Below are 25268 nucleotides of genomic sequence, written 5' to 3'. Positions count from 1 at the left end.
GTTCCGGAGAAGAAAATGGAATTCAGTTCTTCATATCGCTACTCTTTCGGAACTGTTCTTTCAATTATATATTGCCCGGTATCGAAATCCGTACCATAAAAAAGGGCATAATCTAGCTTCACTTTGATACCAGATGTACCCTCCTTGATTTTAAGAAAAATCCTATCTAAAAACATCTTCCTGTTGTTGACCGTCACATAAACCTTAGGCATTCCAGATTTAACCAAATTGAGGTAAAAGGTAACTTTCTTGGAAGCTGCCAGTTGCATCTCGTAAAGGTTTGCAGACAAACGCTTAGATTTTATTCCAAACGCAAACTTTCTTTGAATAAGGGTGAGCGGCGTGCGTTTTCCTTTTTCGGTGTAGGCGATCTTATAGACTATGACAGGCTTGTCTGCTTGAATGCTGCCATCTTGAATAAATGCATCATAGACAAAAGTGTTATGGTTGTTGCTATGCTGAATGTAGAACAACCGATTTTTGTTAAATGGCGGTACAGGATAGCCTTCCTGTGCGTAACCTGGTAAGATATAGGTTGTCAGAAACAAGATTACAAGATATTCCACGACTTTATTCATTGGATGGGATTTCATATTTAAGAATTTAAACTCAATCCGTATGAATGCGCTTTCGACCTCACAAGATACGGACGATTGGTAGATAATATTGTGGCGGGAAGGGAAAAGTAACTATACCAGACTATCAAGCCTCAAGCTTTTCATTTCCTATTGCATCACACCATGTTGTGGATCACAAAGCATTGGACGATAGGGCAATATTATGTTTTAATCCTTCGCCGAAAGTCGCTTTCCGATCGTTAAGTCAAACAGCCAGGACTGTATCTGCTGTTCACGGCGAAACGTCTTCCCAGTTACTGGCTACCCGCCAGTTGAAGAATGCCTATGATGTTATTATAAAAATCTTTCATATCCTAACCGGCAAAGGACAGTCAGATCAGCGTTGATCTGAGTTGGCTGCTGTAATATTGAAGTTTGAATCACATCCGATTCCCTAATACCCTGCACCTGATATCGTCAGGGGCAATTCTTAGGGTCGTCAGCCTAGCTTTTGTTGGCTACTTTCTGGACAACATTCCACATGAAAAGTACAGTTTAACGTCATATAAAACACCATCCTGTACTAACTAATGCCTTGTGGCACATATTTTCCTATTTTTTGAATATTATCAAAGTACGTAAAAACCACCGTTTTTGAGCACTCTAAAAACGCCCCCTATTGCATAATGGCCAAGAACAATTGGGAAGAGATAATATCAAAATGCGAATGTGATTAATTATTTGGGTAATCGGTTGACTTTACAGAAACCTTACATGTAGTATTCCCGACAACCAAATTTATTTAACCGATACAAGTTGTTTAATTCTCACTACTATACGTTTTGAGCATAACAAGTAATTTTGAAGGTATCAATATTCAGGACGTGTCAAGTTAGGATGCATAATTACCGGCTTACCATCTGCATTCACTGGCGGTCAACTTTAATGAATTTGTCCAGGAACACTTTCAGCGCAATGGCGTTGTTAAACCGTTCGTCTTGGGCAGAATACAAAAGGGATACTTTTTTGTGCTGCTTTATCAAACCGATCAATTGCCTGGCAATCTGTTTGTTTTTGTTGAGCTGGAAATTGTAGTCTGCAACGAACTCCGCCCACCGGTCCGGGTCGTGGTTAAACCATTTTCTTAGTTCGGCACTTGGGGCAATTTCTCTTAGCCAAAGGTCAACGCCAGCTTCGCTTTTCTTTAATCCCCTGGGCCACAAACGGTCGACAAGTATGCGAAAGCCGTCCTTTTTGCTGGCCGGTTCATATATCCGCTTTACATTAACTACAAAATCTTGGTCAGTCGTTTCCATACTATCAGACCTGTATTCTAATTAAAGGTTAAGGTTATACTATCAGCCGCGTGCAATTTCTTTTTCAGTGAAACGGCTTTTGGAAAAAAGGTATCAACTTCTATATATGAGCTTAAGCAGATCAAGCTCCCAGCCCTCATTGTCTTGAAGGACCTGCGGCATCAGCGTTCCTGGACCTGCATCTCAATAATACGATGTTGGGTTTGAGCCGGAGGTTATAAAATCACACGTGATGGATCGCTTTGGTAGTACTTGATCTTGTGTTCAAACATTTCGGCCATTTTCTGCGCCCTGACCTTTGCTTCTTTGGCCTTCACGCCAGTAAACAGTTCATCAATGGTCCCGAAAAATAAATCCATCCATTTTTCAAAGTGCGTATGGTCAACCTGTAACATAGCGTGCGGCGTAAACGGGCTGCCGTAATAGGTATGCTCCTTCAAAAGCACTGTTTGCCAGAACTTATACATTTTTTCCATGTGCTGCGGCCAGTTATCGCTGATCCGCTCATTAAAAACAGGCGATAGTAATGCATCTTCCCTGACTTTTGCGTAAAAAGAATCTACCAGAAGCTTGATATCGTCGATGTCGAGTATGTCTTGTTTCGTTTTCATTTCAATTATTAATCAAGTCAATGTATCGGATAAGGTAATAGATCGACCATCCTAAAAAGCCGATGAGTAAGATCCATATCCACGCAGGAATGCTTTGAGGTGTTTCACTTCCGGTAATCAGAAATCGCTTTTGGTCCCCTTTTCCGTATGCATTGATCATTAATGGAACTACTCCATCCACAACTGCATTTTCGGTGATACCCTCGACTGCAATGGCAGGCCCATTTTTTACCTCGAAAGGAATAATGCGGATACCTTCCTTTCCTGTCGGATCTTTACTGATGATTTTCAGTTCATGTTTGCCGTCAACCATTTTACGGGTATCCAGCTCAAAATTCACAGGAGAGATAAACTCAGCGATTGGCGTTTGTTCCTTATCCAGGAAGAGAAAAACTGTGCTTTTATCGTCCATGTCATTGAATGTTTATAATAAGCCTTTTGATATGGTCGCCGGATTTTTCACCAGGTTTGATCAACATCATTGCCGAGAAGAAGAGCGTCAGTATCACAATGATGGCGGCTACCGAAACGATCAGATAGTCCCAGTTGCTTTCCGGGCCCGAACCATGCGCGATACCTCGTAATAACTTTGGCTGACGCTGGTCACATACTGGGCAAGCGGCAGCAAATAGGCCCATAAAGATAAATAAGGTTAACAAAAAGGCTTTTTTCATATCAAATCTCAGTTCTATAAATTTGAAAATTCCATTATTAACTATTGCACAGGCATTTCTTTGATTTTCTGCACAATCTGCTCCACTTCCTGCACCGATACCTTGGGCGCATCGTTGCCCCAGCTACTGCGCTCGTGGTTGATAATGCCGGCAATTTGCTCGGGACTTAAATCCGCGTTTGCTCCGACAGCGGGCATCACTCCGAATTCCTGGCGGGCGTCATACCCCCGCATGATGATGTTCACGATTAATGAGGGATCTTTATCAAGTACAACCGTACTACCTTTCAAAGGGGGAAAAGCGCCTTGCAAGCCTTCTCCGCTTTCCTGGTGACATGCCTGGCAATGGGTGGCGTAAAGCATCTGGCCACTTTCGCAATTATCAGTATTGGACGGCATGGCTTGGCTCGCGGCTTCTGTTTTTTGCTGTTGTTTTGGGTATAAAAAAGCAGGGGAACCCGTTGAACCAGGGAGCTCGGTCTGTTTCAATGACTGTAAATAAGCGACCAGGTCCAGGGCATCCTGAGTGGCTACCAAAGTCATCCCTTCTCTCTGAAACGCATCTGGAACATTTACAATCACATCCTCTTTCGCTGGCTCGGCTTTACTTTCGAACAGCCAGGGATATGCCGGCATAATGGACTGCTTGATGACAATGCGTGGATTATATAAATGCACCAGGTTCCATTCACGGCTGGGCTGGCGGCTTCCGATAGAAGTCAGGTCAGGACCGGTCCGCTCGGTACCCATCAGCGTGGCGGTATTACGCCAGAAATCGGTGCGGCGGTTGGATGCATAGTCTGCCGCCAGCCCTGGCCGCTGGCCCCAAACCTTATCCATATCTACATTCCGGACTTGCTGGGTATGGCACGCCACGCATCCGTTGGAAACATACAATGCTTTTCCCCTGATCGCCTCATCACTGAGCGCCACAGCACCCGGCAGCGGCGCATTGTTTTGTTCATTATTAATGGCAGGTAAAACGGCCACGAAGGCAGTTAAGCCAATGAAGAGCAGGAAAGCAGCGCCAAATAGCTTGTTATGATTATTGAAAAAATCCATGATTTCAATCGGAAAGGTTTTACGGTTTCAGGACACTCGATCCATAGATCTTAGCTTTTCAAATGCTGTTTCTTTAATATCAACCGTGCCCGGCACGACCATCATCCGGTAGAGATTATAAGCGAAAAACAAGTGCGAGAGCCACATCAGACTTCCCCCGATTGCCCGCCAAAGCCAAAACGGCGCCATAAAGCTGACCGAGTCAATAAAGGGTTTGGCTTCCATCCACATCAATCCGCGCATGGTACTGCCATACATCAATGGTATCGTATAAAACAAAAGTCCAATCAATGCCAGCCAAAAGTGCGCGCCAACTGTAACCTGCGGCGGCTCATGGCCCGTAATGCGCGGCATGAGTGCATAAATGCCTGCCCAGAGCAAAAAGCAGATAATGCCATACATTGTCAAGTGGGAATGCGCGACGGTAAAATCAGTAAAATGCCATATCAGATTGGTTGACCGGAACGCTTCGGCAGTTCCCTGCATGGAACCGGTAAAGTAAAAAAGGATACCCGTCAAGAAGAACGGAAGCGTATAACTGTCGGTGATCTTGTACCATGCGCCTTTGAATGTCAGCAGGAAATTGGTTGTTCCTGCCACTACCGGAATGATCATACCCACACTGCCTACAATGGCGACCGTTTGCAGCCACCAGGGAATCGCGCTGAAAACAAAATGATGGGTCCCAATGAGCGTATAAAAAAGGATCTGGGTCCAAAAAGCGAGTATGCCCAGGCTATACGAATAAATCGGTTTATTGAGCTGCTGGGGTAGGAAGTAATAAACAATCCCGAGCGTAAAGAGCATGAACCACATTCCCACACCCTGATGCATGTAATAGCCTTGAATGATCGTTTCACCCAGCCCATTTTGCCAAAGAGGCACGTATGCAACGATTACGATCACAATTCCGAAAATTACCGAAGAGACAATGTACCAGTTTGAAATATAGATCTCCTTCGTAGTGCGGCTTGCGACTGTCTTAAAGTAATTGATCAGGGTCAGCAGAAGCCCAATGCCAAACAGCAGCATCACCGGCCATATATATTCCCGGTACTCCCCGCCCCCATTATTGATTCCAGCCATCAAACATAATGTGCCCAGTAGCACTGCCGTATTAATCAGGATCAATGAGTACCAGCCCAGTTTTATGCTGAACAGTTTTGCATTGCTTACCCTGGGCACGACATAATTGCCTAACCCAATCATTGCCAGCGATGCCCATCCCCAGAAAACTGCATTGGTATGGACCGGCCGCAGCCGCCCAAAACTCAGCCAGCTGACTTGATCCGCATCTGGCGAAACAAATTTTATCCCAATGTATTCCCCCACCGTCGTCCCGAAAACAAGCCAGAATGTCGCAGTGATAATGAACCAGGTGATGAGCCTGGAAAGTTGCGGGTCTACTTTCGGGCGGACATGCGCCTTTCTTTTACGTGCCACGAAGGGAAGCGAAGCCTCATGTTCCACATTGTTGATCAAGCCCTTATGGTCTTTGGCAGGCAATCCACCCGATAATTCATTATGACTCAATGCAAAATCCAGCGCATCTTTTCTTTGTTGCAGTGCTGCTGCAAGCACCTCAACTTCAATTCCATCTAAATATGCTGCCACACGCCCGGCCTCTGCCACGCGCTGCTGGTTTCTGTACCTGTTTAATGTGTTGGTGATTTTGAAAAATAAGAAGATAGCTCCTGCCAGCACAGGGATTGCTATCAGGACAATGGTAATTAATATACCGCCCTGGCTCAGTAGCGAGTTAATATTTGGCCGACTCGACTGTGCGAATGCGGAAGAATTTACTAAACTCAGGATTGCAAGTAAAATGAACCCTAAATGCTGCTTTTTTACAATCCGGTCGAGCAGTAACGAGATCTGTCGACTGCTGAGGTTCTGGAGATATTTTGAATAATCCTTTTTACCAGGGTAGATCTTACTTGTATGATAATTTTGCACAACGTCTTTGACCAAGATCAATATAGAAAGCAACCCCAGCGCCATCGCCAATGCCACAATCCCTACTAATAGCGCAACGGCTTGTCTGAATTGGGTTTCGGCATGAGCAGGTATGGCAACCAAGTAAATACTAAGGCATAAGCCACTGGCGATTTTACACTTACTAACAGTCATCATATTGTATATATTAAGACCCGAATATCTTTTAATCTATAAAAATTTATCTCTCTCTAATGTAGCTTAGCCCTAAATTCAAATTCTCATTAAACTCTCCGATTGTCGCCGACTGCAATGTGAGATGCATTTTTTTTCTGATTTCTTTAAATTCATTGTGCAGCGGGCAGGGCTTTGTTTCAGAGCAACTTTTTAACCCCAGGCCGCAGCCCTTAAATATTTTTTCCCCGTCAATCGCTTTGACAATGTCGGCCAGTGTATTGCTTTGGGCGCTACTGTCAACATAAAAGCCACCATTTGGACCCTTACTGGATTGTATGAGCTCCCGTTTGCTGAGATCCTGGAGAATCTTGGCAATGAAGTGTTCTGGTGAATCAATACCAGCAGCAATCTCCTTAATGCCTATTTTCCTGCCTCCTTCTGATTTCTGGGCTATAAAAATGACTGCTCTTATTGCGTACTCGCACGTTTTTGAAAAAAACATCTGCATCTGGTTTATATGCAAATATATATTCAAGACTCGAAAAATAAAATACTTTTTAGTCTTTTATTTTCAATACAACCCTGCTCCATGCTGTGCTTATGCCCGTTATCCCATTTGGGGATGTTAATTGCGTAATTATTACAGACTGACCAGTAAAGAAGGCTGGGCAGCAATAGAAATCAGGCTAAAAGGATGGGTAAATCCTTTTTCGTTGTGCTGTAATCATTAACTGCCTAATGTGCAAAATGATCGAATCCGGGTCGAGTTTGGAAAGCTTTTGATGATAAGCCTGACTTCCGTAGCGGTTGTTTGGATATCCTTCCGCTTTCAGGCTTTTAAAATTATGCGGAAGAACGTCTCTTTCCAGCAATTGAACAGAAAGTTGCTGCGCAAGTCCGCCGGTGCTGATATGTTCTTCGGCCACCAGAATGGAGGGCGCTTTTCTAATCAATGTTTCCAAATCGCCGCTGATTTCCAAGGGGAAATGCAATGCAGTAACCACATTCACTTTGGACACCAGATCCTTTGAAAGAGAAAGCGCTGTCATGACATTGTTGGCAATAGGGCCGAGTGCAAAAACGGTAACCTCAGCGTTTTCGGGGGCGTGAATCACTTTAAAAGAACCAGACATATAACTATTGTCCGGAGTCGTTTGGCCAGTGCCTAATCGCAGGTAAGCAGGACGCGCATCTGCCACAATTTGCCGCATAACAGGCTCTACTTCATCCGAAAAGGCAGGAACCCACACATTTGCATTCTGTTGTCCACTTAAACAGGCCAGATCTTCAATAGCATGGTGACTGCTCCCCATGATTCCGTAACCATAGCCGCCACCGTTTCCAACCAGGAATACAGGCAAGTTGTTAAAACAGACATCGTTGCGGAACTGTTCCAGACAACGGTAGACAATAAACGGGGCAATGCTGTAACAAAAAACTTTGTAACCTTTATGTGCAAAACCCGCTGCCACACCGACCATATTTTGCTCTGCAACGCCTGCATTTATAAATCTATTACCCAACTTGGGCTGTAAATTTTCCAATGCATTATAGCCAAGGTCGCCGGTGATGAAAACAATGGAATCATCCTCCACTGCTAACTGCTCCAAAGCGTTCGAAAATTCTCTTCTCATTTGGTTTGTATGATGTTGTCCTTTACTTCCAGCGTGGCTTGCTCGTATTGGTTTTTGTTCATCGGTAAATAATGCCACTCTAACCTATTCTCCATATAGGACACTCCTTTGCCCTTAACTGTATTGGCAATAATCGCCTTAGGAAGCCTGTTCTTGTGTGTTTTCAATTCACCAATTGCCTGACTAATGGAAGCAATGTCATGACCATCGATTGTAATGGTTTCAAAACCGATCGCATTCCATTTTTCCACAGAAGCCGTTTCACCTAAAACTTTATCTGTAGTCCCAAAACCTTGCAAACCGTTGCTATCAACAATCATAAAAAGGTTATCTAGTCCGTTCTGAATCGCATAATGTGCTGCTTCCCAGGTTGTTCCTTCATTTGTTTCTCCATCTGAAAGCAATGCAAACGAATAAGTTTCTTCACCGCTTACTTTGGCTGCGTGTGCAATTCCCGTGGCAATCGGCAAACCGTGACCTAATGATCCGGTTGCAAATGGAATCCCCTTAAATTGTCTTGGCGCAGGGTGGGCAGGAAGTGAGGTTCCATCTTGATAGAAAGTATCAAGTTCGTCGTCCGTGATTTCGCCAGTAACATTCAGGCAGGCATATAATGCTGCTGCTGCGTGCCCTTTGGATAAAATGACTGTGTCATCTTCTGACTTTTGAAGAAATAGCACGGCAATCATCAGATCAATGCAGCTTAGTGAGCAGCCGATATGTCCGGCATTTGCCTTATGGTAGAGGCCCAATATTTTAAGCCGAAGTGCTCCGCTGATTTGTTTTGAATCATTCATTATCTCTTCTGCGCTCATGCCTGTATATAATGTTGTTGCTTCTTTTGATATAACTGCTTTGATCTTGCAAGACGTTAAGTAATGGAGTCGTCAATGCCCCACTTATAAACAGGAACGCAGGAAAGTAAAAGCGAGGCTGCACTAACGGTGAACACAGAGGAAGCAAACGGTGCATTTTTGCCTACGAAGAAAAACATGCTTAATGCAAAAATTAGGGTTAATAAAAAACTTCCGAGGGATGCTAGCCTGGTTTTGAAACCGATGATCAGCGCGATGGCAAATATTATTTCAGCAGCCGTTGCGGCAGCACCCATAAAGTTTGCCACCGCAGCATTTACGTATGGCAGCAGGACATTGGTGTATCCCACAAAATTTTCCCACTTACCCCAGTTAATCCCCTTTTCGCCAGGTTGGCCCAGCAGACCAAAACGGTCCAAAACCGGCAGCAAGAAACCAATGCCTAGTGAAAGGCGTAAAAATAATTGAGCAATTTCACATCTTATTTTCATATGAATATTAAAGAGAATGTATGATTTAAATTTGGTCAATTGGAAAGCGGGAATGCCGCTATCAAGTTTTTGAATTTTGATCGGCTTCGCGGTTGTCTGTATGGAAAATCATTCTTAAAACCTGGTCATTGGTTAGGTAAGCCACGATCCAGTTATAGAATGTCTTGATCATATTATTGTAATTGACCAGGGATATCAAATGGATAAAAAGCCAGCTTAACAATCCCAGGATGCCACTTAAATGCAGCTTGTGTTTAAACAGGTCAGCCACGGCCATGTTTTTACCAATAATGGCCATATCGCCGCGATCAAAATATTTGAAGGCCCTTAGCTGTTTGCCCTTTGCCATCCGAAGCAGGTTTTTAGCCAAAGATGCGCCTTGTTGTATGGCCGGCTGGGCTAGTTGTGGATGCCCAGCAGGATAGATTTCATCAGTAAACTGAATACCAATATCGCCAATGGCGAAAACATCATCGTAGCCTTTTACGCGGTTGAATTCATCGGTAACCATTCGGTTTCCCCTGCCCAGACGGTCCGCCGAAATTCCATCAAAAGTTTTCGCTACTACACCAGCCGCCCATATCATTGTTTTGGCTTCAATGGTTGTCCCGTCAGATAAACTGACCAAATCATTTTCAAAGCTGGTAACCTGGACATTGAGCTTAATGTGGACACCCAATTTGCTTAGCGCATTGTAGGCAGCATGGTGCGTTTTATCACTCATCGGGGCTAGTAAAACCGGGAGGCCATCGATGATATGGATAGCGACTTCGCTTTCATCCAGTTCGGGGTAATCCTTTTTCAACATGTATTGCTTCATCTCGGCCAGCATGCCTGCCAGCTCTACGCCCGTTGGCCCGCCACCGGCAATGACAATCGTCAATAATTTCCGGCGCTCATGTATGTCTTTTTCCAGCGAAGCTTTTTCAAGAACTCTGATCAATTCGTTGCGCATGTAAAGCGCATCGTCAATCCCCTTTAATGAAAGTGCGTTTTTACAAACAGTTTCATTTCGAAAAAAATTAGTGCTGGTGCCAGCCGCAAAAACAAGTATATCATAACCCAGTGTTTCCCCATCACTCAGAAATAATGTTTTTTCAATTGTATCAACTTTTTCCAGCGCAGCCATTCTAAAATGAATGCCCTTGTTCCTGAAAATCTTCCGGAACGGATAACTAATGCTGGTGGGTTCCAAAAAACTGGTTGCGACCTGATAAAGTAATGGTGTAAAATAATTGTAATTGTTTTTATCGATCAGCGTCACTTCATAGTAACTGTTATTGAACAGCTGCTTGGCAAAATTAAGGCCGGCGAATCCGCCGCCAATAACTACAATATGTTGTTTTGGTTTCATTGCCTTGTACATTTAAATGTATTACAGCAAAAATTCAGCTGCAATTAAAATCCGTATCTCTGCTGCCGCATTTCTTGCAGAAATTGCATGTGCATCTCTTTCAAACATCGCCCCATTCAATGCCACTTCGCGGATGTCGGTGATGCCTATTACATTAAAAACACGTCGGAGATAAGGCGCCTGAAAATTAATTCTATCATTATATTCTCCCGGCTCGTAACCTTCGGCGCCTCTTGAGAATAACAGAAAAACAGTTTTATTTTTGAGCAGCCCAATGTAGGGGTCAAGCCTGTTTTCCCGGTTCAAAGCCCAGGTCTCATCCATCCGCAGTACCTGGTCTATATAGGCTTTTAAGGAACTGGTAATAGACCAGTTATACATCGGTGCCCCTATAACAATGACATCAGCCGCTTTCAATTCGCAAATCAGTTCCGTGCTGATTTTGAGTGCTTCCAACTCGTCATCGTTTCGCTGCGATTCGGGCTTGAATGCAGCAGAAATCCAGGTTTCGCTTACATGCGGAATATTGCTGGATGCCAGGTCCCGGAAAGTAATCGGGCTATCGGGATAAGCCTCTCTCCAGGTGTCGGCGAAGACGTCCGTCAGTTTCCTGCTGTGTGAGCCGGCCGCGCGAGGACTTGAATTGATAATTAGTAATTTTTTCATAGTTTGTTTGATAAAATTATGAGGCACAATTTTCGTACTTCATAAAGTGAATGAAGAAAAGATTCAAATCTCAAAACCTTGCCCAGGCATTTTTCCCTTCACGTTCCAACTGCCTGTAAAGCGTTCTTATATAAATCAAATCCAGCAGGAATGTGGCCCCGATGATGATATTCATCAGATCTGCTTTTCCTTTATGAAGATCAAATAAATAATAGATACCAACGGTAAGCCCCGTTCCGATACATTTAAAAACACCAATTGTGAGTGACTGCCCCTCACTGCTTCTCCGCTGCCAAATCATCAAAAGGAAACAAATGGAAATAACTAGATTCTGCACATAAGCAATGAATATAGCCCCCTGGAAAATATCACCCTTGAAATACGGAATGAATTGCCCTAAAAATGGCCCGCCTGCAAGCATGATCCCGAATGCAAGCACAAATGCAAAAACCGAATAACCAATCCATTGCAATTTTGACATGCCATAATACTGCTCATAATACTTATAGCCGTAGTTAAAATAAGTATAGATGATCCCAATGTCACAAACCATCCAAACCGCATTGATAATGATACCTGCTAAGCCCGTTGCAGCCGGTGGGTAGACCATTGAAAAGACAGTTTCCCAGGCAAAATTTAAGGCCAGTGGCACCAGTGGCATTCCATAAGATTTGTCTTTAATTCCCCTATATACGAGCGCAAAATAAACGATCGTCCATGCAATCCCGCTAGTGCCCGTAGCGATCAACTCTGTGTTCACACTATTCTCGCAAAATGATTGCATGCTAGCACATAGCGGTTATTTAGATAAAGCCGGTGCGCATCGTGAAGGTCATAACCGCTATCCAGATGGATCGTTTTAATACCGGCTTGGGTAGCCTCGCCAGCGACAAAATCCAGTAATTTTCCAGCAAATCCTCCACCTCGATAAGCAGGATCCGTGTATAGGTCGTCGATGTAAATCATCCACCCGGTAAGAAGCATGTGCTTTGTACGGAAGCCAATAAACGCAGCTGCCTTTGTATTGTCATGGTTAGGCAAATATGCTAATATGTAATTTTGATCGGTGATCATATGCATGATCAGGTCCAGGTATGTTGCTTCCTTCACGTCGGGTCTGAATGCAAAAATGATCTCCTTACAAAACTCGATTTGCTCTCTTGTCTTTGCTACTATAATTTCCATTATTATTTGTTAAAAGTGATACATTATCTTATTGTTGGAACAAACTTACCCTTGATACAGGCCCAGAAAAGGAACCAGATACAAATAAACTGGTAGTCCAGTAAAAATTTCCTCTGGACTACCAGTTTGTAACTTTCTGGTACCCTGCCAGGCAAGTGTGTTCTTATAGTTTTGCAGCGTAAATCAAAAATATTCTTATGAAAATTTTGCATATTGATTGCAGTGTCCGCAATGAGGAATCTGATTCAAGACAGCTTTCAGGGTACTTCCTAGGGCAATTGCGCGATAAAAATTCCGACATTCTAGTCGATTACCTTGATCTGGCTGTGACCGCGCCACGCCATCCATCGCCATTATTTATTGAAGGCATATACTGCCCACCCGACCAACGTACTCCTGAAATGCTGGAAGAACTTGCAGAATCGGATACACTTGTGGACCGTATGCTGGATGCTGAATTATATGTCATCGGTATGCCAATGTATAACTTTACAGTTCCCTCTAATTTTAAAGCTTTCATCGACAACATTGTACGCGCGGGACGGACATACAGAGGCACGTCTACCGGTATCGAGGGTGTACTGACAGATAAAAGAGCGGTTATAATCAATACGCGCGGTGTTGATTTCTCACAAGAAAAGATGGCATCCATGGATCAGCTGCAACCATACCTGAAAACGATCTTTGGCTTCATTGGGTTAACTGATATCCATTTCATTAATGTGTATCCAGTAAAATTCAGCTCAGAGGAGTTGCGAAACAAGGCGATTCTGAATGCACAGAAAGAAATCGCTGCCATGGTCGAAAGCCTCTGATATATTTATCCGGGATAAGAAGCATTACAACTGCCCTTGTCCCGGAAAACTACTCGGATCATTCACCTTAAAATTTCCCGCATAATAGAGATTGCCTGCCCCATTCGATCTTCTGACAACGAGGCAAAGCCAAATCTGAGACTATTAAGATTTGCAATGTGACCTTCAAAGTAAGCGCTGCCTTGAAAATGCAAATTTCGTGCAGAAGCTTTTACCAGGATCTGTGCAAGTGGGTAACGATTGTCAAAGCGTAGCCAAAGCGCCATTCCTCCTTGCGGCTTTTCAAAATAAATGGATTCAGCAAACGGGTCGGCAATAAGTTTTGAAGCACTTTCGAGCCGGTCAGCGTAGATTTTTTTGCTGCGTCTAATATGTCTGCCCAGCTCTCCATTCTCGATTAAGTTTGCCAGTGCAGACTCCATCATAAAGTCGCCGCGAATGTCAATCAGTCTTTTGAAACGTATCGCCTGGTTGATGAAATGCTTTTCGGCCACCATATAGCCAATCCGGAATGAGGGGCCAAGCAGCTTGGTGTAAGACCCAATGTAAATGATTCGTCCACCGTGATCGGCGCTTGCAAGGGGAAGAATCGGACTATTACGGTAATGAAAATCGTAGTCATAATCGTCCTCAATGGTCCATAGCCCGTATTGTTTAATCACATTGAGCAGTTGTATTCTTCTGGAACTGCTCATTGTAACAGTCGTAGGATGATGGTGGTGCGGGATTACATACAGCATTCTGAACTGTTTTGTTTTTAATAGATCTTCCAGCTGGTTGACATCCATCCCTTCCTGATCCACAGCAACCCGATGGATCACAGCCCCCAATTTTTGAAAAATGAAGTCGGCAATAAAGTAACTCGGGTCGCTTACCACAATGTTATCCCCAGGCCGGATCAGCAACGCCGCCGCCATATAAATAGCCATTTGTGCCCCGCGCGTTATGATTAAATGCTCATCGGTGATGTTCAATCCTCGCGAGCGGTTCAGGAACGTGCTGGTAGCGGATTTCAAATGTGGCACGCCGCCCCGGTCTATGTGCAATGAAATCTGGTATTGCTCCTTGGATCGAAGCAGCTGCCTGTATTGCTGCAAGAAAGATTCATGCGGGCTTAACAAAGGGTCAGGGAAACCGTCATCAACGATGATAGCCCCATCTGTTGGCTCACTCACCCAGCCTGGACGGACCAAAACTGGCAGCTGCAATAAATCCTCGGTCAATGATATTGGCTGCGAGAAATTGCTTTTGGGATGATACGTTCGAGGTTTGACTACCGGAAGATCCGGTACGACGCGAAACCCTTTTTGTGGCAGCGACTCGATCCAACCCTGAGTGGCAAGTTCATCATAAGCATTGATGACTGTTTTGCGGTGAATCTGAATTATCCGTGCCATTTCCCGTGTTCCAGGTAAGAATGTACCCGGAATAATCTTGCCATCACGGATTAGATTGATCAGTCCATTAGCCAGCTGAATATATACTGCCGGGTGGCCGGTACGGTCAATTTTGATCAGGGTTTTGAATGGAAGCATGCTCATAGGAGTCTGTGCGCCGGCGTTTGTTTCTGGTACAAAGATCATATATCAAATTGATAGAACCGACAGGCCAAACTCGTCGTAATGGATAAAGTAAGCGTTGCCCTACTATGTGAGTAGCCCACTAGGCTGTCTGCTTTATCGCATGCGTAGCAACCCATTCACCGAAAGCCACCATAAAATCTTTCAAAAAGTCTTCTGTAGAGCTATTGGTAAGGATGCCGTTATCATCAAACATCCCCGTTGCGTATCCTATATAGGCTTCCGGCTGCGCCATTGTGGGCACATTCAAAAAGAACAATGACTGGCGCAAGTGGTGGTTTGCGCCAAAACCGCCAATGGCTCCGATAGAGACACTTACCACGGCAGCAGGTTTTCCGTCCCATGAACTCTGCCCATACGGACGCGAGCCCACATCAATAGCATTTTTCAATACGCCTGGTATGGAGCGGTTATATTCAGGTGTGAGGAAAAGCAAGCCATCAGCGTCGCGGATTTTCTCCCGAAATGACACCCATTCACGCGGCGGTGTCTCTTCCAGATCTTCATTAAAAATAGGAAGTTCCGCGATGCTCACCAATTGAAGTGAGAGTGACTCCGGTGCGAGCGCCATTAGGATTTTCGCTGTTTTCAGGTTAAAGGATTCTTTGCGAAGGCTGCCTACAACAACAGCGATTTTATAGTTTTCCATTGTCTTAATTAAGTTATATACATCAACTGCACAAAGGTATCCTGCATAAAAGAGGATTTGACTAACCAGAAATTAATATGTAGGTAGTCCAGATGATTTTAGTGCATTCCCAACAGCAAAAACATCTGGTCTAGCACCTCATCATTGTCTGGTCCGTCAAATGGATTTTAGTGCAGCGTACTTTTACATTGTTATCAATACAAAATGTAAAATAATCATAACCATGGGATGGTTTTTCAAATCATTTAGAAGCTCTATCGGAAAAAAGATTTCAGTAGCGATGACTGGCTTTTTTCTAATCAGTTTTTTAATTGTCCATGCCGGAGTTAATGCACTCATTTTTTACAATGATCAAGGAGAGACATTTAATAAGGCAGCTCATTTCATGGGAAGTAATCCTATCATTAGGACGATCGAGATTTTATTGGTGATTGGCATACTTTTGCATATAATTCAGTCTCTTCTGCTCTGGCGTTCCAATAGAGCCGCACGTTCAATAGGCTATGCTATGGTAAAGCCAACACCGGAAGTCACTTGGTACAGCAAGAGCATGACATTACTAGGAACCTTGATATTATTGTTCCTAATAGTACATACATCTAACTTTTGGATACCGAACCGTACACATCAGTTTCTACATGGTAAAGAGTTGCCATTGTATTTAATGATGTTGCAAAAATTTAGCAATCCAATAGAGGTTATTATTTATTTACTGGGAATATTCTCTTTGTTTTGGCACCTGTTACATGGCTTCGCCAGTGCTTTCCAGAGTCTGGGTATAAATCACCGGAAGTATAATTCACTGATAAGATACTCAGGGGGAATATTTGCTTTTATTATTTGTCTAACGTTGGCCATGATGCCTATATCGATCTTTTTGAAATGGATAAAATGATAAAATATATCCTTTTTCACAGCAGGAGGAAAAACATCATGAAAAAATGGAACAAATAAGACGGTTTTGATGGTGAAGGATTATTTACAGTTGTAGTTATAAAGCCATCCTAGCTTCTGGGTTGGCTTTTTTCGGACTTGACAAATTCACTTTCATCATATCTCTCATTCCTTCGCAGGGTTACTTTTAAAAAAGAGACCATTACTAGAAATGGGCTCACAAAGTGAGGTGAACGAATATTACAAAACATCCACGACAATAGCTGTTTTGATCTCAGAAAACCTAACTGATCATCCTTGGATCTAGGTTTATTTATTATTAGGTGATTACCTAACCTTCATTGGTACATTTTTACCTGTACTATCACTACTTAAGTGTACATTAATGTCATTTCTAATGCTCATAACTCATATAATCATTTGACGGGCCAAGTTCGTTTATACCACGGTATTTGTGTACTATCCGAAATTCAGAAATTACTAAGAGGTTTGGATACACCCATCCTTGCCACGGCCATTTGATGGCGGTCGTCGATAACCTTAATAACTCCATGGGTCAAAACAAGGTGCTACAAGCAGGTCAGGGCTTGGACACGCGTTGGAAGATGAAGCAGAACAAACTGTCTCCCCGTTACAACACCCGGATTCAAGAGATCATTACGATTCATGCTAAACAAAGCCTGAAACAAACAGCTAATTTGGATAACTACTTCAAGGACAAACAAAAAGGCTTGGAGTTATCCTAGCCTAACGGTAGTTGCATTCGAATTCTTCAAGGTTTGAAAAGGCTAATCGCCTTTTTTAAGCTTGTGTGGTTTTAAGGAAGGCGTATTGCCTGGAGACTCCTTATTGTCCCGTTGGCGCTTGTCCCGCTCATCGGTCGACTTGGCAACTTTTTTAGGTCCTGTTTTTATTCCCAATTCGATAATCGTTTTGTGTTACAGATAGGTAAAATACAAAAGCTATACCATCAGTTGCAGTTTTGCTGGGATTAACTAAGGTTTGCGATCAGCTACAATAAATGACCATCTACTTTACAGATCCTTGATCTGCTCAGTCAATTTAGTCATTATCTCTACTAGCAAGGTTTTATCTCGCTCCTCAACCGAATAGCTTTTCACCCTAAGGCTACTATGGGAAATGTCGGTGCGGTGTGGCGTAGATAAATATGGGGCCACTGTATGAAAAATTGCCGATAATGAACGCGCTGATATGATGTTCGACATATCGGCAGCTTTGAAAAACAGCGAGAGTTGGTCAACGGTAAGATTGCACAGGATCTTATCCGAAGTCTTTCTTTCATATTTCTTCCCGGGTTTTTGTGGCTGCTCACAGGGCTCACTTATTGCAACGCGACTCTTTTTTGACTGAAAATCAATCTCCTGAATAAACCACGCATTGATGGTGAAACTCAGGTCGTCGAATTGACTATTAAAAATCGTATCCTTCATGACCGGGATCTGATTGAATGTTTTTTGCCAGAAGGCCAGGTTTTGCGCGACTGATTCCGGATCGACAAAACTGTCGAGTCCATCAGAAAATTTGGAAGTCAGATATTTCACGAATAACGGCGAATTAAAATTTCGCTCTATCATGATCAGTTCCAACCTGTCTAACGGTTCGATCACTTCTAATGAGCCAGCACCGTGCGTGACTGCCTGACTTACGCTGACCCAATTATCAAGTTTGCGTATTGTGATTTCACCACCTCGATGATCAACGAAAATATCGCAGAACGTTTTAATCACGAGTTTCGCTAATTCAGGATTGCGTTTCATGACGTAACTCTCTTCAAGACTCTGTAGATCATGTGCTCCTTGATCAGAATTAATCATGTCCAAAGACAGATCCGGATCGACTAGATTCTTATAACGGAACGCTATAAACGCAGATACTTTACGAATACATGAAAACACACTTTCTAGAGCGACGCGATAATTATCCGCTCGGACAGGTATTTGATTTAAATTCCTCCCAGCGACTCCCATCAAACTTTCTGCCGCAGAAAGATAATGGTTAACTGAATTTCTAATCTGCTTGGTTTTCTGTTCTTGGAAAACGAACTGTTTAAACAATTGGATAAGCCGTTTTTCCTCCTTGGCAGCCTTTTCCACGATCGCCATAGCTTGATGATTATCCAAATTCTCCGGCCTTATTCTCTGCGGATCTAGCTCGTGAACCATCTGGTCCAGCCAGTCCAAAGCATACTCTTGTGCCATACCTTAAAAGTTAAGTGCGCATCACAACATCGCTGAATGTCTGTGACGAAACTCAATGATTTGGGACAAGAAGTAAATACGAGAAAACAACTATTTCAATGCTTTTGACCTACGCAAAAAGACGCAAATCATCTACGCGAAAACACGTATTTCGTGCTTGGAAGCCTAAATTAGCCACTTTCCCAAATATCCAACCGATTGAGCAACTCAAGACGGCTCGACACACCGAGTTTCTCAAAAATATTTTGGACATGCTTGCTCACAGTCCGTTCGGAGATGAAAAGTTCATCGGCAATGACCTTGTAAGTCTTACCGACTTTTATCAATCGGACAATTCCTTTTTCCCTCGCGGTAAGCCCAACGGTATTCAAATTGATCTCAAAGCGCTGTGAAGGAGAAATTTCGCTCGACTGTAGTTGTTTGACCATTTGATCGATTAAATCTAGCTTTGATAGTGAGACTTGCCCGTCTCCGCCTGCAAGCTTGCTCAGCCGCTCGTATTCTTCCCGACTTTCTTGTATTGACCGTCTAATAAACAAGACTGTGATCACGATGAAGCCGATGTTTGTTAATAATGCCTCTGGGACTTGGTGAATCCTGAAAAATGCGAAGAATGGAAGTGATGCCCACGGTATTACGGCCATATAGACCGCTGTCACTTCAAAGAATCTTCGATCCTGAATGTCTTTCTTATATTTGGCTTGGATTGACTGTTGAATCAAATACAAAAGTACTAACGCATATCCGGCGGGAATTACCATACCGTAGTTGATCGCCTTGTCTATATTGCCGTCAAAAATGAATTTACCGGGGAATATGATAGCAAAGGGCAAAAGGATAAATAGTGGAACGCCATATAAGGCGTGCCATCGCAGACGCGTTAAGTCAAAGGCCTTGTAAAAGTAATAGGGAAAATAAGCACCCATCAAAAACCCCATTCCATAGGCTATGGCATATTGAACGACGATTGGAGGGCTATCAAGATTTGGATCAGGAAAGAAGCCACTTGCTGTATTTTTCAAAATCAAAAACAGCAACAATCCCACATAATATAATCGCTTTCTGTCTTGTGGGTGAGACAGGTAATAAAACACCTGATAACTTTTGGCGGCTTTTATTTAGTCTCAGGAAATAGGGCCACTTATTTAGCTGCGCTTTTGCCGAGTTTGTTTGTCAGACATAATCAATGAGCTATTTCAAATTCCCTTCAATTCGAGTTTCAAACGTAATGCATCCATGTCATTGCTAACTTTCTTGTCAACTATTTTTGCATAATGTTGGGTAGTTCTCAAATCCTTATGACCTAACATTTTTGAAACACTCTCAATAGGCACATTGTTGGATAAAGTCACGGTCGTTGCAAAGGTGTGACGGGCCAAGTGAAAAGTAATATTCCTTTCAATTCCACATACGTCAGCAATTTCTTTCAAGTAAGAATTCATCCGTTGATTCGTCATAACAGGCAGCAATCTGTCTTGACTAATGCATTGAATGTGATCAGCATATTGTTCCAAGATCTTTAAAGGAATTGGTAACAAAGGAATTTTAGAAGGCGTGTCAGTTTTCTGCCTCTTGATAGATAACCACTTCCGACCGTCGAAGCCATCAATGATTTCAGACCGTTTTAGTTTTTGAACATCAACGTAAGAAAGTCCAGTATAACAGCAAAAAATGAAAATGTCCCGAACCTTTCGTAACCTCTCATTTGGAAATTTCTTATTCGATATTGTTTCAAGTTCCACATCATCTAACGGCCGCCTATCTACCTCTTGTTTTGCCATACTAAATGCAAAAAATGGGTCGCGGACTATCCATCCATTTTTTACGCAGAGTAATACTATCTTTTTAAAATAGACGAGATATTTCATCGTCGTATTGTGAGAAATATTTCTTTTGCCTTTTAGATAAAACGCGTAGGCTGATATTAGGCTGTAATCAAGCTTATCCAGGCTTACATCCGAGACCATGTACTTAAAAAGCAAAAATTCTTTTACATTTCGGAATGCTGCTTCATAACGGTTATAAGTACTTCGTGTGAAGTCTTTCCCAATGAGTGCCTGCATTTCATGGTTATGCTCCTTAAAAATCTCCATGATCATCTTCGGACGATCTTCGATTCCCAACAGAACATTTCTAATGCTGTCAGCCGTTATTGCCTTTCCAGAATTCAGTAAAACCTGTTGCGCCTCATGCACTTTACTTTGCAATGAATCGAGAAAGGAATTAAGTCGCTTAGCCTCCTCCTTCGAGCCGATCATCCTCCCTGTCTCTAAGTTCCATCTGTCAGGATCGCACTCCCGCTTTATTGCTAATTCGAAACGTTTTCCGTTTGCTGTGACTCTTAAATAAACTGGCATTTTGCCAGAATTGTAATTCTTCGGCCTCTTTAAGTAAAAGAGTAAATAGAATGTTTTGCTTAACATAACAAACCTGTTTTATGTGAATAAAAATAGGTTTGCAGTCTAAAAGAATCAAGATGTTTATTAGGTGAACAGGCTGACTTACAATATCTTACATGTGTTCGAGGGAGTCAAAATCCGCGATTACATTGACTCTCGATTAACTCCCTCGGCATATGTGCAAAATTGCAAATTTTGACACTTTTTCAAAAAACAATAAACCCTGTAAATCACTGATTTGCAGGGTTTTGATTGATTTTGATAAGCTATCTGGTGCACCCAACGAGATTCGAACTCATATCGTCGGTACCGGAAACCGAAATTCTATCCATTGAACTATGGGTGCTTCTGGTGGCTTGGGGCCGGTAATGGGGTGCAAATATAGCCCCTATTTTGAATTATGACCAATTGGCGAAGGAAATGTTTTGTAAAAATCCTTCGTTATCGCCATTTAAAGCTGCTTTAAAAGATCCCAATCCCCGACGCCTTTGAGATACAGGTAATTAAGTAAAATGCCATTTACGTTTGTTATCAGCTTGTGGCCTTCTGCAAATGGGACAACCTGAGTGTTGATATATTCATGATCCGACAGTAAGCCTTGCGTTTGGTTGTGATAAGACTGGATGGCTTCGGAGCTAAGTTCGAGCTCGCAATAGAACATATACATGGCCTCGTCGCTGGTGCCCGTGGATGGGTAAAAGGGTTGGTCATTTACTTTTACGAGCTGCTCCTTATCAACCTGTATGCCAGTTTCCTCGAAAACTTCCCTTGCTGCAACAGCCGCCGCATCGCTTTCGCTGTCGAGCATTCCGGCCGGATGTTCAAATGTCATAGAGCCGTCGCAAATTCTCCGCTGCTGAACGAGCAACAGGTATTTTTCCCGGCTTGCAATGTCAATAAAACAAATCAGGACGCTGACCACTTCGCCTTTCAAGAAGCATATGGGTGGAATTTTATTGCCTTCGGGCGTTGTTGCGTCGGTGTAGAGCAATGAGAACAGAACTTCTCCTTTGCCGTTTCTGCGGCTGTAAAGTTCGTCTACGCGGTGAATGTCAAGACCGTTCGTTTCGAGCTTGCCTTTCCAAAGCTTGTATTTATGAGAATCTGTAAGCTTTTCGCTCATAGGGTGAGGAATGCGTGCGTTTGTTAATTATACAATGGAAATGACAACGCAAAATAGGGAACGCCGTAGGTTTTACTGAAACGTTTCTGTCCGTTGTCCAGCTTGGCTTCAGTTGCGTAGGTAATGCGCCCGACGGTGTAACCGAGCTTGACGCCGAAACGGTCGGTGATCCAGTAACGTAAAAATATTTCCGACTGACCATTCTGCTTGTCCAGCGCGAGCGGCAGGAAGTTGAGTGTGGCCGGATTGCTTCTTACATAGGCATTGTAATATTTCGCGCCCTCTCCTTCTGAAAAACCAGGTTTTGTATATAATCCCTTTCTCCTCAGCCCGATTGCTATTCCAAAAATATCTGTATTTGCACCAATGTCAAACCGCCATAACTTAACATTTGCACCCAGTACAAAGCTCGCTCCGTTGGCAGTTAGCCGGCCAAATTCCAGCGTATCACGTGATAATGCATTGTCTTTTGGGGTCAAATTGGTTCTGCCGGCGTAATATCCCCATGTCCTGACACCCCAGCCTACTCTGAACCATTTAAAATTGGCCAGACTTAGTTCCTGGTGATATAAAGCTGCCGGCACCCATTCGTCTTTTTGATATCCCAGTCCCAGATCAATACCTGACGTCACACGGGAAAGACTTTGTGTAAACCCCGGGATTGAACCAACAAGAATAAAAAGTACTATTAATCGGAAGCTTTTCATTGATTTCTAAATGATGTGATGGGCAAAGGTAAAAAAATGTACAAAAAAATAAGGCAGAGATCTGCTTCTCTGCCTAAGTAATCTACAATTTATGTAAACGGTTAAATACTACTTATATGCTTCGTGCCGGTGCACTTTTTTTGAGAACGATGGCTCCCATAGGCGGCAGATCCAGGATGACGGAATTGCTTTTGCCATGCCATTGATGTGCTTCTGAGGTTACAGGACCTACATTAACAACCCCACTGCCCTGAAATTCCGCCTGATCAGAGTTGAATATTTCCTGCCAGCTGCCTGCTGTGAGCACACCTACGCGGTAACCTTTGCGTGGAATGGGTGTCAGATTCAGCACTACAACCAGGTTCTGACTCGGATCTGTGCCTTTTCTGGCAAATACAAGCACTGAATTTTCCCTGTCCTGCGTATCGATCCACTCGAACCCGTCGTGCGAGAAAGAGAAATCATACATGGCCGGTTCGGTTCTGTACAGCTTGTTTAGCGCTGTTACGCACAGTTTCATGCCGTTATGATTTGGATTATCGAGCAAATGCCAGTCAAGGCTTTGTTCAAAATTCCACTCGGATGTCTGACCGAATTCGCACCCCATGAACATCAGTTTTGTTCCCGGATGCGTGAACATATAGGTGAACATCAGTCTCAGATTGGCAAACTTCTGCCATTCGTCGCCGGGCATTTTATTAATCAGCGATTTCTTGCCATAAACCACCTCATCATGAGAAAATGGCAGCATATAGTTTTCAGAAAAAGCATACACCAGGCTGAATGTCAGCTGATCCTGATGCCATCTGCGGAATGCGGAGTCCTTTTCAAAATACTTTAATGTATCGTTCATCCAGCCCATCATCCATTTCATCCCAAAACCAAGTCCGCCAACAAAAACAGGACGGGAAACGCCCGGAAATGCGGTTGACTCTTCTGCTATGGTCTGAATGTCAGGGAACTCCGTGTAGGCGGCAACATTCATTTCTCTTAGTAATGCAATAGCTTCCAGGTTTTCCCTTCCGCCAAATTCGTTCGGGATCCATTCGCCATGCTTTCTTGAATAATCGAGATAAAGCATCGATGCCACGGCATCCACCCGCAAACCGTCGGTATGATAACGATCCAGCCAAAAAATGGCGTTACTGATCAGAAACGACTTTACTTCATTGCGTCCGTAATTGAAAATGTAGCTTTTCCAGTCAGGATGGTAGCCTTTCCGCGGATCTTCGTGCTCATAAAGAGATGTGCCGTCGAAGCGGAAAAGTCCGTGCGCATCTCCTGGAAAATGGGAAGGGACCCAATCCACGTAAACGCCGATTCCGGCCTGGTGAAGCTGGTCGATCAGATACATCAGTTCCTGGGGAGTTCCCATCCGGGATGCGCATGAAAAATATCCGGTAATCTGATAGCCCCAGGAAGGCGGATAAGGATGCTCCATAATCGGCATCAGTTCCACGTGCGTAAAGCCCATTTCCTTTACATAAGGAACCAGCGTTACCGCAATTTCTTTATAGGTCAAGTATCTTTCAGGATCCGAAGGGTCACGTTGCCAGGAACCCAAATGCACTTCATAAACGGAAATTGGCGCATTCAGCTTGTTTTTTTCCTTGCGGACTTTCATCCAGTCCGAATCTCCCCATTCATACCAGGTATCCCAGACTATGGATGCCGTCCGCGGCGCAACTTCGCACCATAGGGCAAACGGATCTGACTTTTCCTGTGCGCCGCCGTTTTGGGAAACTATATAATATTTGTAAACCTCTCCTACGCCAACGTCCGGGATCCAGCCTTCCCAAATCCCCGAGCTGTCCCATCGGGGTGCCAGCACATGTGTGGCATTGTTCCAGCCATTAAAATTCCCGATAACCGATATATTAGCGGCATTGGGCGCCCAGACTGCGAAATAGGTTCCGGTTACGCCCTTATAATCCATTACGTGAGAGCCCAGCTTCTCGTAGAGCTTGAAGTGCTTGCCCTGCCGAAAAAGGTGAATATCGAAGTCAGTAAAACGGCTAACAGTTTCTACTGCGTTCAGCCCGTGATCCCGTGCGACGTCCACCTTATTTTCAGTGGGATCAGTAGTCGAGTCTGTCTTTTTTTTATCAGTTAACTTAGCCATCTGCAATACACAATTTTAAAATCTCAATGAACATGTAAGATTTACAATTTTATTAAACTATTTCTCAAAATGTATATATTTTTTTAGTCTAAAATGGTAAATCCATCAATTACAGCGGCATATTACAATATAGTAGAAGGAATTGTATCGGGCATACAGAAATTAATTTTGCACTTTTGCTGAATGGAAAGGCCTTAAATTTAACGATCACTGTATTCCTTCATGATGAACATTTTTACCAGACGCAGTATACTATCCCTTCTGTCCGCGTGCATTCTTTCCGT

At 43.4% G+C, this 25268-nt stretch carries 26 protein-coding genes and 1 tRNA gene; 3 read left to right on the top strand and 24 right to left on the bottom strand.

The window, feature by feature from the left end:
• Window positions 1-38: 38 nt before the first annotated feature.
• From LZG74_RS09510 to LZG74_RS09440, 15 genes are all read right to left on the bottom strand, one after another.
• Window positions 39-593 carry a DUF4833 domain-containing protein gene (locus LZG74_RS09510; protein WP_233796304.1) on the bottom strand — a complete coding sequence of 185 codons (555 nt, stop codon included), beginning with the start codon at window positions 591-593 and terminating at the stop codon, window positions 39-41.
• An 890-nt stretch (window positions 594-1483) separates the two neighbouring features.
• Window positions 1484-1873, bottom strand: a complete 390-nt coding sequence (locus tag LZG74_RS09505) for a DUF488 domain-containing protein (RefSeq protein ID WP_233796303.1) — start codon at window positions 1871-1873, stop codon at window positions 1484-1486.
• A 215-nt stretch (window positions 1874-2088) separates the two neighbouring features.
• Window positions 2089-2484, bottom strand: coding sequence for a group III truncated hemoglobin (locus tag LZG74_RS09500; RefSeq protein ID WP_233796302.1), 396 nt, complete (start codon window positions 2482-2484; stop codon window positions 2089-2091).
• Between the two features lies 1 nt (window position 2485).
• A complete protein-coding gene (locus LZG74_RS09495) occupies window positions 2486-2896 on the bottom strand; it encodes a cytochrome C (RefSeq protein ID WP_233796301.1) in 411 nt (136 codons plus the stop codon).
• A gap of 1 nt (window position 2897) precedes the next feature.
• Window positions 2898-3158: a hypothetical protein gene (locus LZG74_RS09490; protein WP_233796300.1), complete on the bottom strand. Its 261-nt coding sequence runs from the start codon at window positions 3156-3158 to the stop codon at window positions 2898-2900.
• 41 nt (window positions 3159-3199) lie between these two features.
• Window positions 3200-4219 carry a cbb3-type cytochrome c oxidase subunit II gene (locus tag LZG74_RS09485; RefSeq protein WP_233796299.1) on the bottom strand — a complete coding sequence of 340 codons (1020 nt, stop codon included), beginning with the start codon at window positions 4217-4219 and terminating at the stop codon, window positions 3200-3202.
• Between the two features lie 27 nt (window positions 4220-4246).
• A complete protein-coding gene (locus tag LZG74_RS09480) occupies window positions 4247-6352 on the bottom strand; it encodes a cbb3-type cytochrome c oxidase subunit I (RefSeq protein ID WP_233796298.1) in 2106 nt (701 codons plus the stop codon).
• 43 nt (window positions 6353-6395) lie between these two features.
• Window positions 6396-6833, bottom strand: coding sequence for an Rrf2 family transcriptional regulator (locus tag LZG74_RS09475; protein ID WP_233796297.1), 438 nt, complete (start codon window positions 6831-6833; stop codon window positions 6396-6398).
• 184 nt (window positions 6834-7017) lie between these two features.
• Window positions 7018-7965 carry a transketolase family protein gene (locus LZG74_RS09470; protein WP_233796296.1) on the bottom strand — a complete coding sequence of 316 codons (948 nt, stop codon included), beginning with the start codon at window positions 7963-7965 and terminating at the stop codon, window positions 7018-7020.
• Complete coding sequence (locus LZG74_RS09465; RefSeq protein ID WP_233796295.1) at window positions 7962-8780, bottom strand: transketolase; 819 nt, start codon at window positions 8778-8780, stop codon at window positions 7962-7964. The genes LZG74_RS09470 and LZG74_RS09465 overlap by 4 nt, the downstream gene beginning before the upstream one ends.
• 56 nt (window positions 8781-8836) lie before the next feature.
• Entirely contained in the window at window positions 8837-9271 is a 435-nt protein-coding gene (locus LZG74_RS09460; RefSeq protein ID WP_233796294.1) for a TQO small subunit DoxD, read from the bottom strand.
• Between the two features lie 61 nt (window positions 9272-9332).
• Window positions 9333-10625, bottom strand: coding sequence for an NAD(P)/FAD-dependent oxidoreductase (locus LZG74_RS09455; RefSeq protein WP_233796293.1), 1293 nt, complete (start codon window positions 10623-10625; stop codon window positions 9333-9335).
• A gap of 21 nt (window positions 10626-10646) precedes the next feature.
• Window positions 10647-11291 carry an FMN-dependent NADH-azoreductase gene (locus tag LZG74_RS09450; protein ID WP_233796292.1) on the bottom strand — a complete coding sequence of 215 codons (645 nt, stop codon included), beginning with the start codon at window positions 11289-11291 and terminating at the stop codon, window positions 10647-10649.
• A gap of 70 nt (window positions 11292-11361) precedes the next feature.
• Complete coding sequence (locus tag LZG74_RS09445) at window positions 11362-12075, bottom strand: hypothetical protein (RefSeq protein WP_233796291.1); 714 nt, start codon at window positions 12073-12075, stop codon at window positions 11362-11364.
• Window positions 12048-12476, bottom strand: a complete 429-nt coding sequence (locus LZG74_RS09440) for a GNAT family N-acetyltransferase (protein ID WP_233796290.1) — start codon at window positions 12474-12476, stop codon at window positions 12048-12050. Before LZG74_RS09440 ends, LZG74_RS09445 begins: the two co-directional genes overlap by 28 nt.
• A 197-nt stretch (window positions 12477-12673) precedes the next feature.
• On the opposite strand from LZG74_RS09440, the gene LZG74_RS09435 reads away from it, so the two are divergent.
• Window positions 12674-13291 (top strand): FMN-dependent NADH-azoreductase, encoded by a 618-nt coding sequence (locus tag LZG74_RS09435; protein ID WP_233796289.1) that lies wholly within the window; start codon window positions 12674-12676, stop codon window positions 13289-13291.
• 62 nt (window positions 13292-13353) lie between these two features.
• On the opposite strand, the gene LZG74_RS09430 is transcribed toward LZG74_RS09435, so the two are convergent.
• The gene (locus LZG74_RS09430; protein ID WP_233796288.1) at window positions 13354-14874 is read right to left on the bottom strand and encodes a PLP-dependent aminotransferase family protein; all 1521 of its coding nucleotides are present in this window, start codon (window positions 14872-14874) and stop codon (window positions 13354-13356) included.
• 79 nt (window positions 14875-14953) lie between these two features.
• A complete protein-coding gene (locus tag LZG74_RS09425) occupies window positions 14954-15520 on the bottom strand; it encodes an NADPH-dependent FMN reductase (protein ID WP_233796287.1) in 567 nt (188 codons plus the stop codon).
• 223 nt (window positions 15521-15743) lie between these two features.
• Here LZG74_RS09425 and LZG74_RS09420 point away from each other — a divergent pair, with 223 nt between their 5' ends.
• Both LZG74_RS09420 and LZG74_RS09415 read left to right on the top strand, forming a co-directional pair.
• The gene (locus LZG74_RS09420; protein WP_233796286.1) at window positions 15744-16415 is read left to right on the top strand and encodes a succinate dehydrogenase cytochrome b subunit; all 672 of its coding nucleotides are present in this window, start codon (window positions 15744-15746) and stop codon (window positions 16413-16415) included.
• 520 nt (window positions 16416-16935) lie between these two features.
• Entirely contained in the window at window positions 16936-17160 is a 225-nt protein-coding gene (locus LZG74_RS09415; protein WP_255699074.1) for a DUF4113 domain-containing protein, read from the top strand.
• Between the two features lie 288 nt (window positions 17161-17448).
• Here the strand turns inward: LZG74_RS09415 and LZG74_RS09410 are convergent, their stop codons facing one another.
• The 7 genes from LZG74_RS09410 to glgB all read right to left on the bottom strand — a co-directional run bounded on the left by LZG74_RS09410 (window position 17449) and on the right by glgB (window position 24984).
• Complete coding sequence (locus tag LZG74_RS09410) at window positions 17449-18633, bottom strand: hypothetical protein (protein ID WP_233796284.1); 1185 nt, start codon at window positions 18631-18633, stop codon at window positions 17449-17451.
• Between the two features lie 170 nt (window positions 18634-18803).
• On the bottom strand, window positions 18804-19679 hold the full coding sequence (locus tag LZG74_RS09405; protein ID WP_233796283.1) for a helix-turn-helix transcriptional regulator: 876 nt from the start codon (window positions 19677-19679) through the stop codon (window positions 18804-18806).
• Window positions 19680-19829: 150 nt separating this feature from the next.
• Window positions 19830-21056 (bottom strand): site-specific integrase, encoded by a 1227-nt coding sequence (locus LZG74_RS09400; RefSeq protein ID WP_233796282.1) that lies wholly within the window; start codon window positions 21054-21056, stop codon window positions 19830-19832.
• Window positions 21057-21303: 247 nt separating this feature from the next.
• A tRNA-Arg gene (locus LZG74_RS09395) sits at window positions 21304-21378 on the bottom strand.
• Between the two features lie 105 nt (window positions 21379-21483).
• Window positions 21484-22155 carry an NUDIX hydrolase gene (locus LZG74_RS09390; protein ID WP_233796281.1) on the bottom strand — a complete coding sequence of 224 codons (672 nt, stop codon included), beginning with the start codon at window positions 22153-22155 and terminating at the stop codon, window positions 21484-21486.
• Window positions 22156-22178: 23 nt separating this feature from the next.
• On the bottom strand, window positions 22179-22787 hold the full coding sequence (locus LZG74_RS09385; RefSeq protein WP_233796280.1) for a hypothetical protein: 609 nt from the start codon (window positions 22785-22787) through the stop codon (window positions 22179-22181).
• A gap of 187 nt (window positions 22788-22974) precedes the next feature.
• The gene (gene glgB, locus LZG74_RS09380; protein ID WP_233796279.1) at window positions 22975-24984 is read right to left on the bottom strand and encodes a 1,4-alpha-glucan branching protein GlgB; all 2010 of its coding nucleotides are present in this window, start codon (window positions 24982-24984) and stop codon (window positions 22975-22977) included.
• Window positions 24985-25268: the final 284 nt, after the last annotated feature.

Origin of the sequence: Dyadobacter sp. CY327, from assembly GCF_021390415.1 — a bacterium.
GTDB lineage: Bacteria > Bacteroidota > Bacteroidia > Cytophagales > Spirosomataceae > Dyadobacter > Dyadobacter chenhuakuii.
Note: the sequence above shows the minus strand (reverse complement) of the source record. Positions and strands in the feature narration are given on the sequence as shown.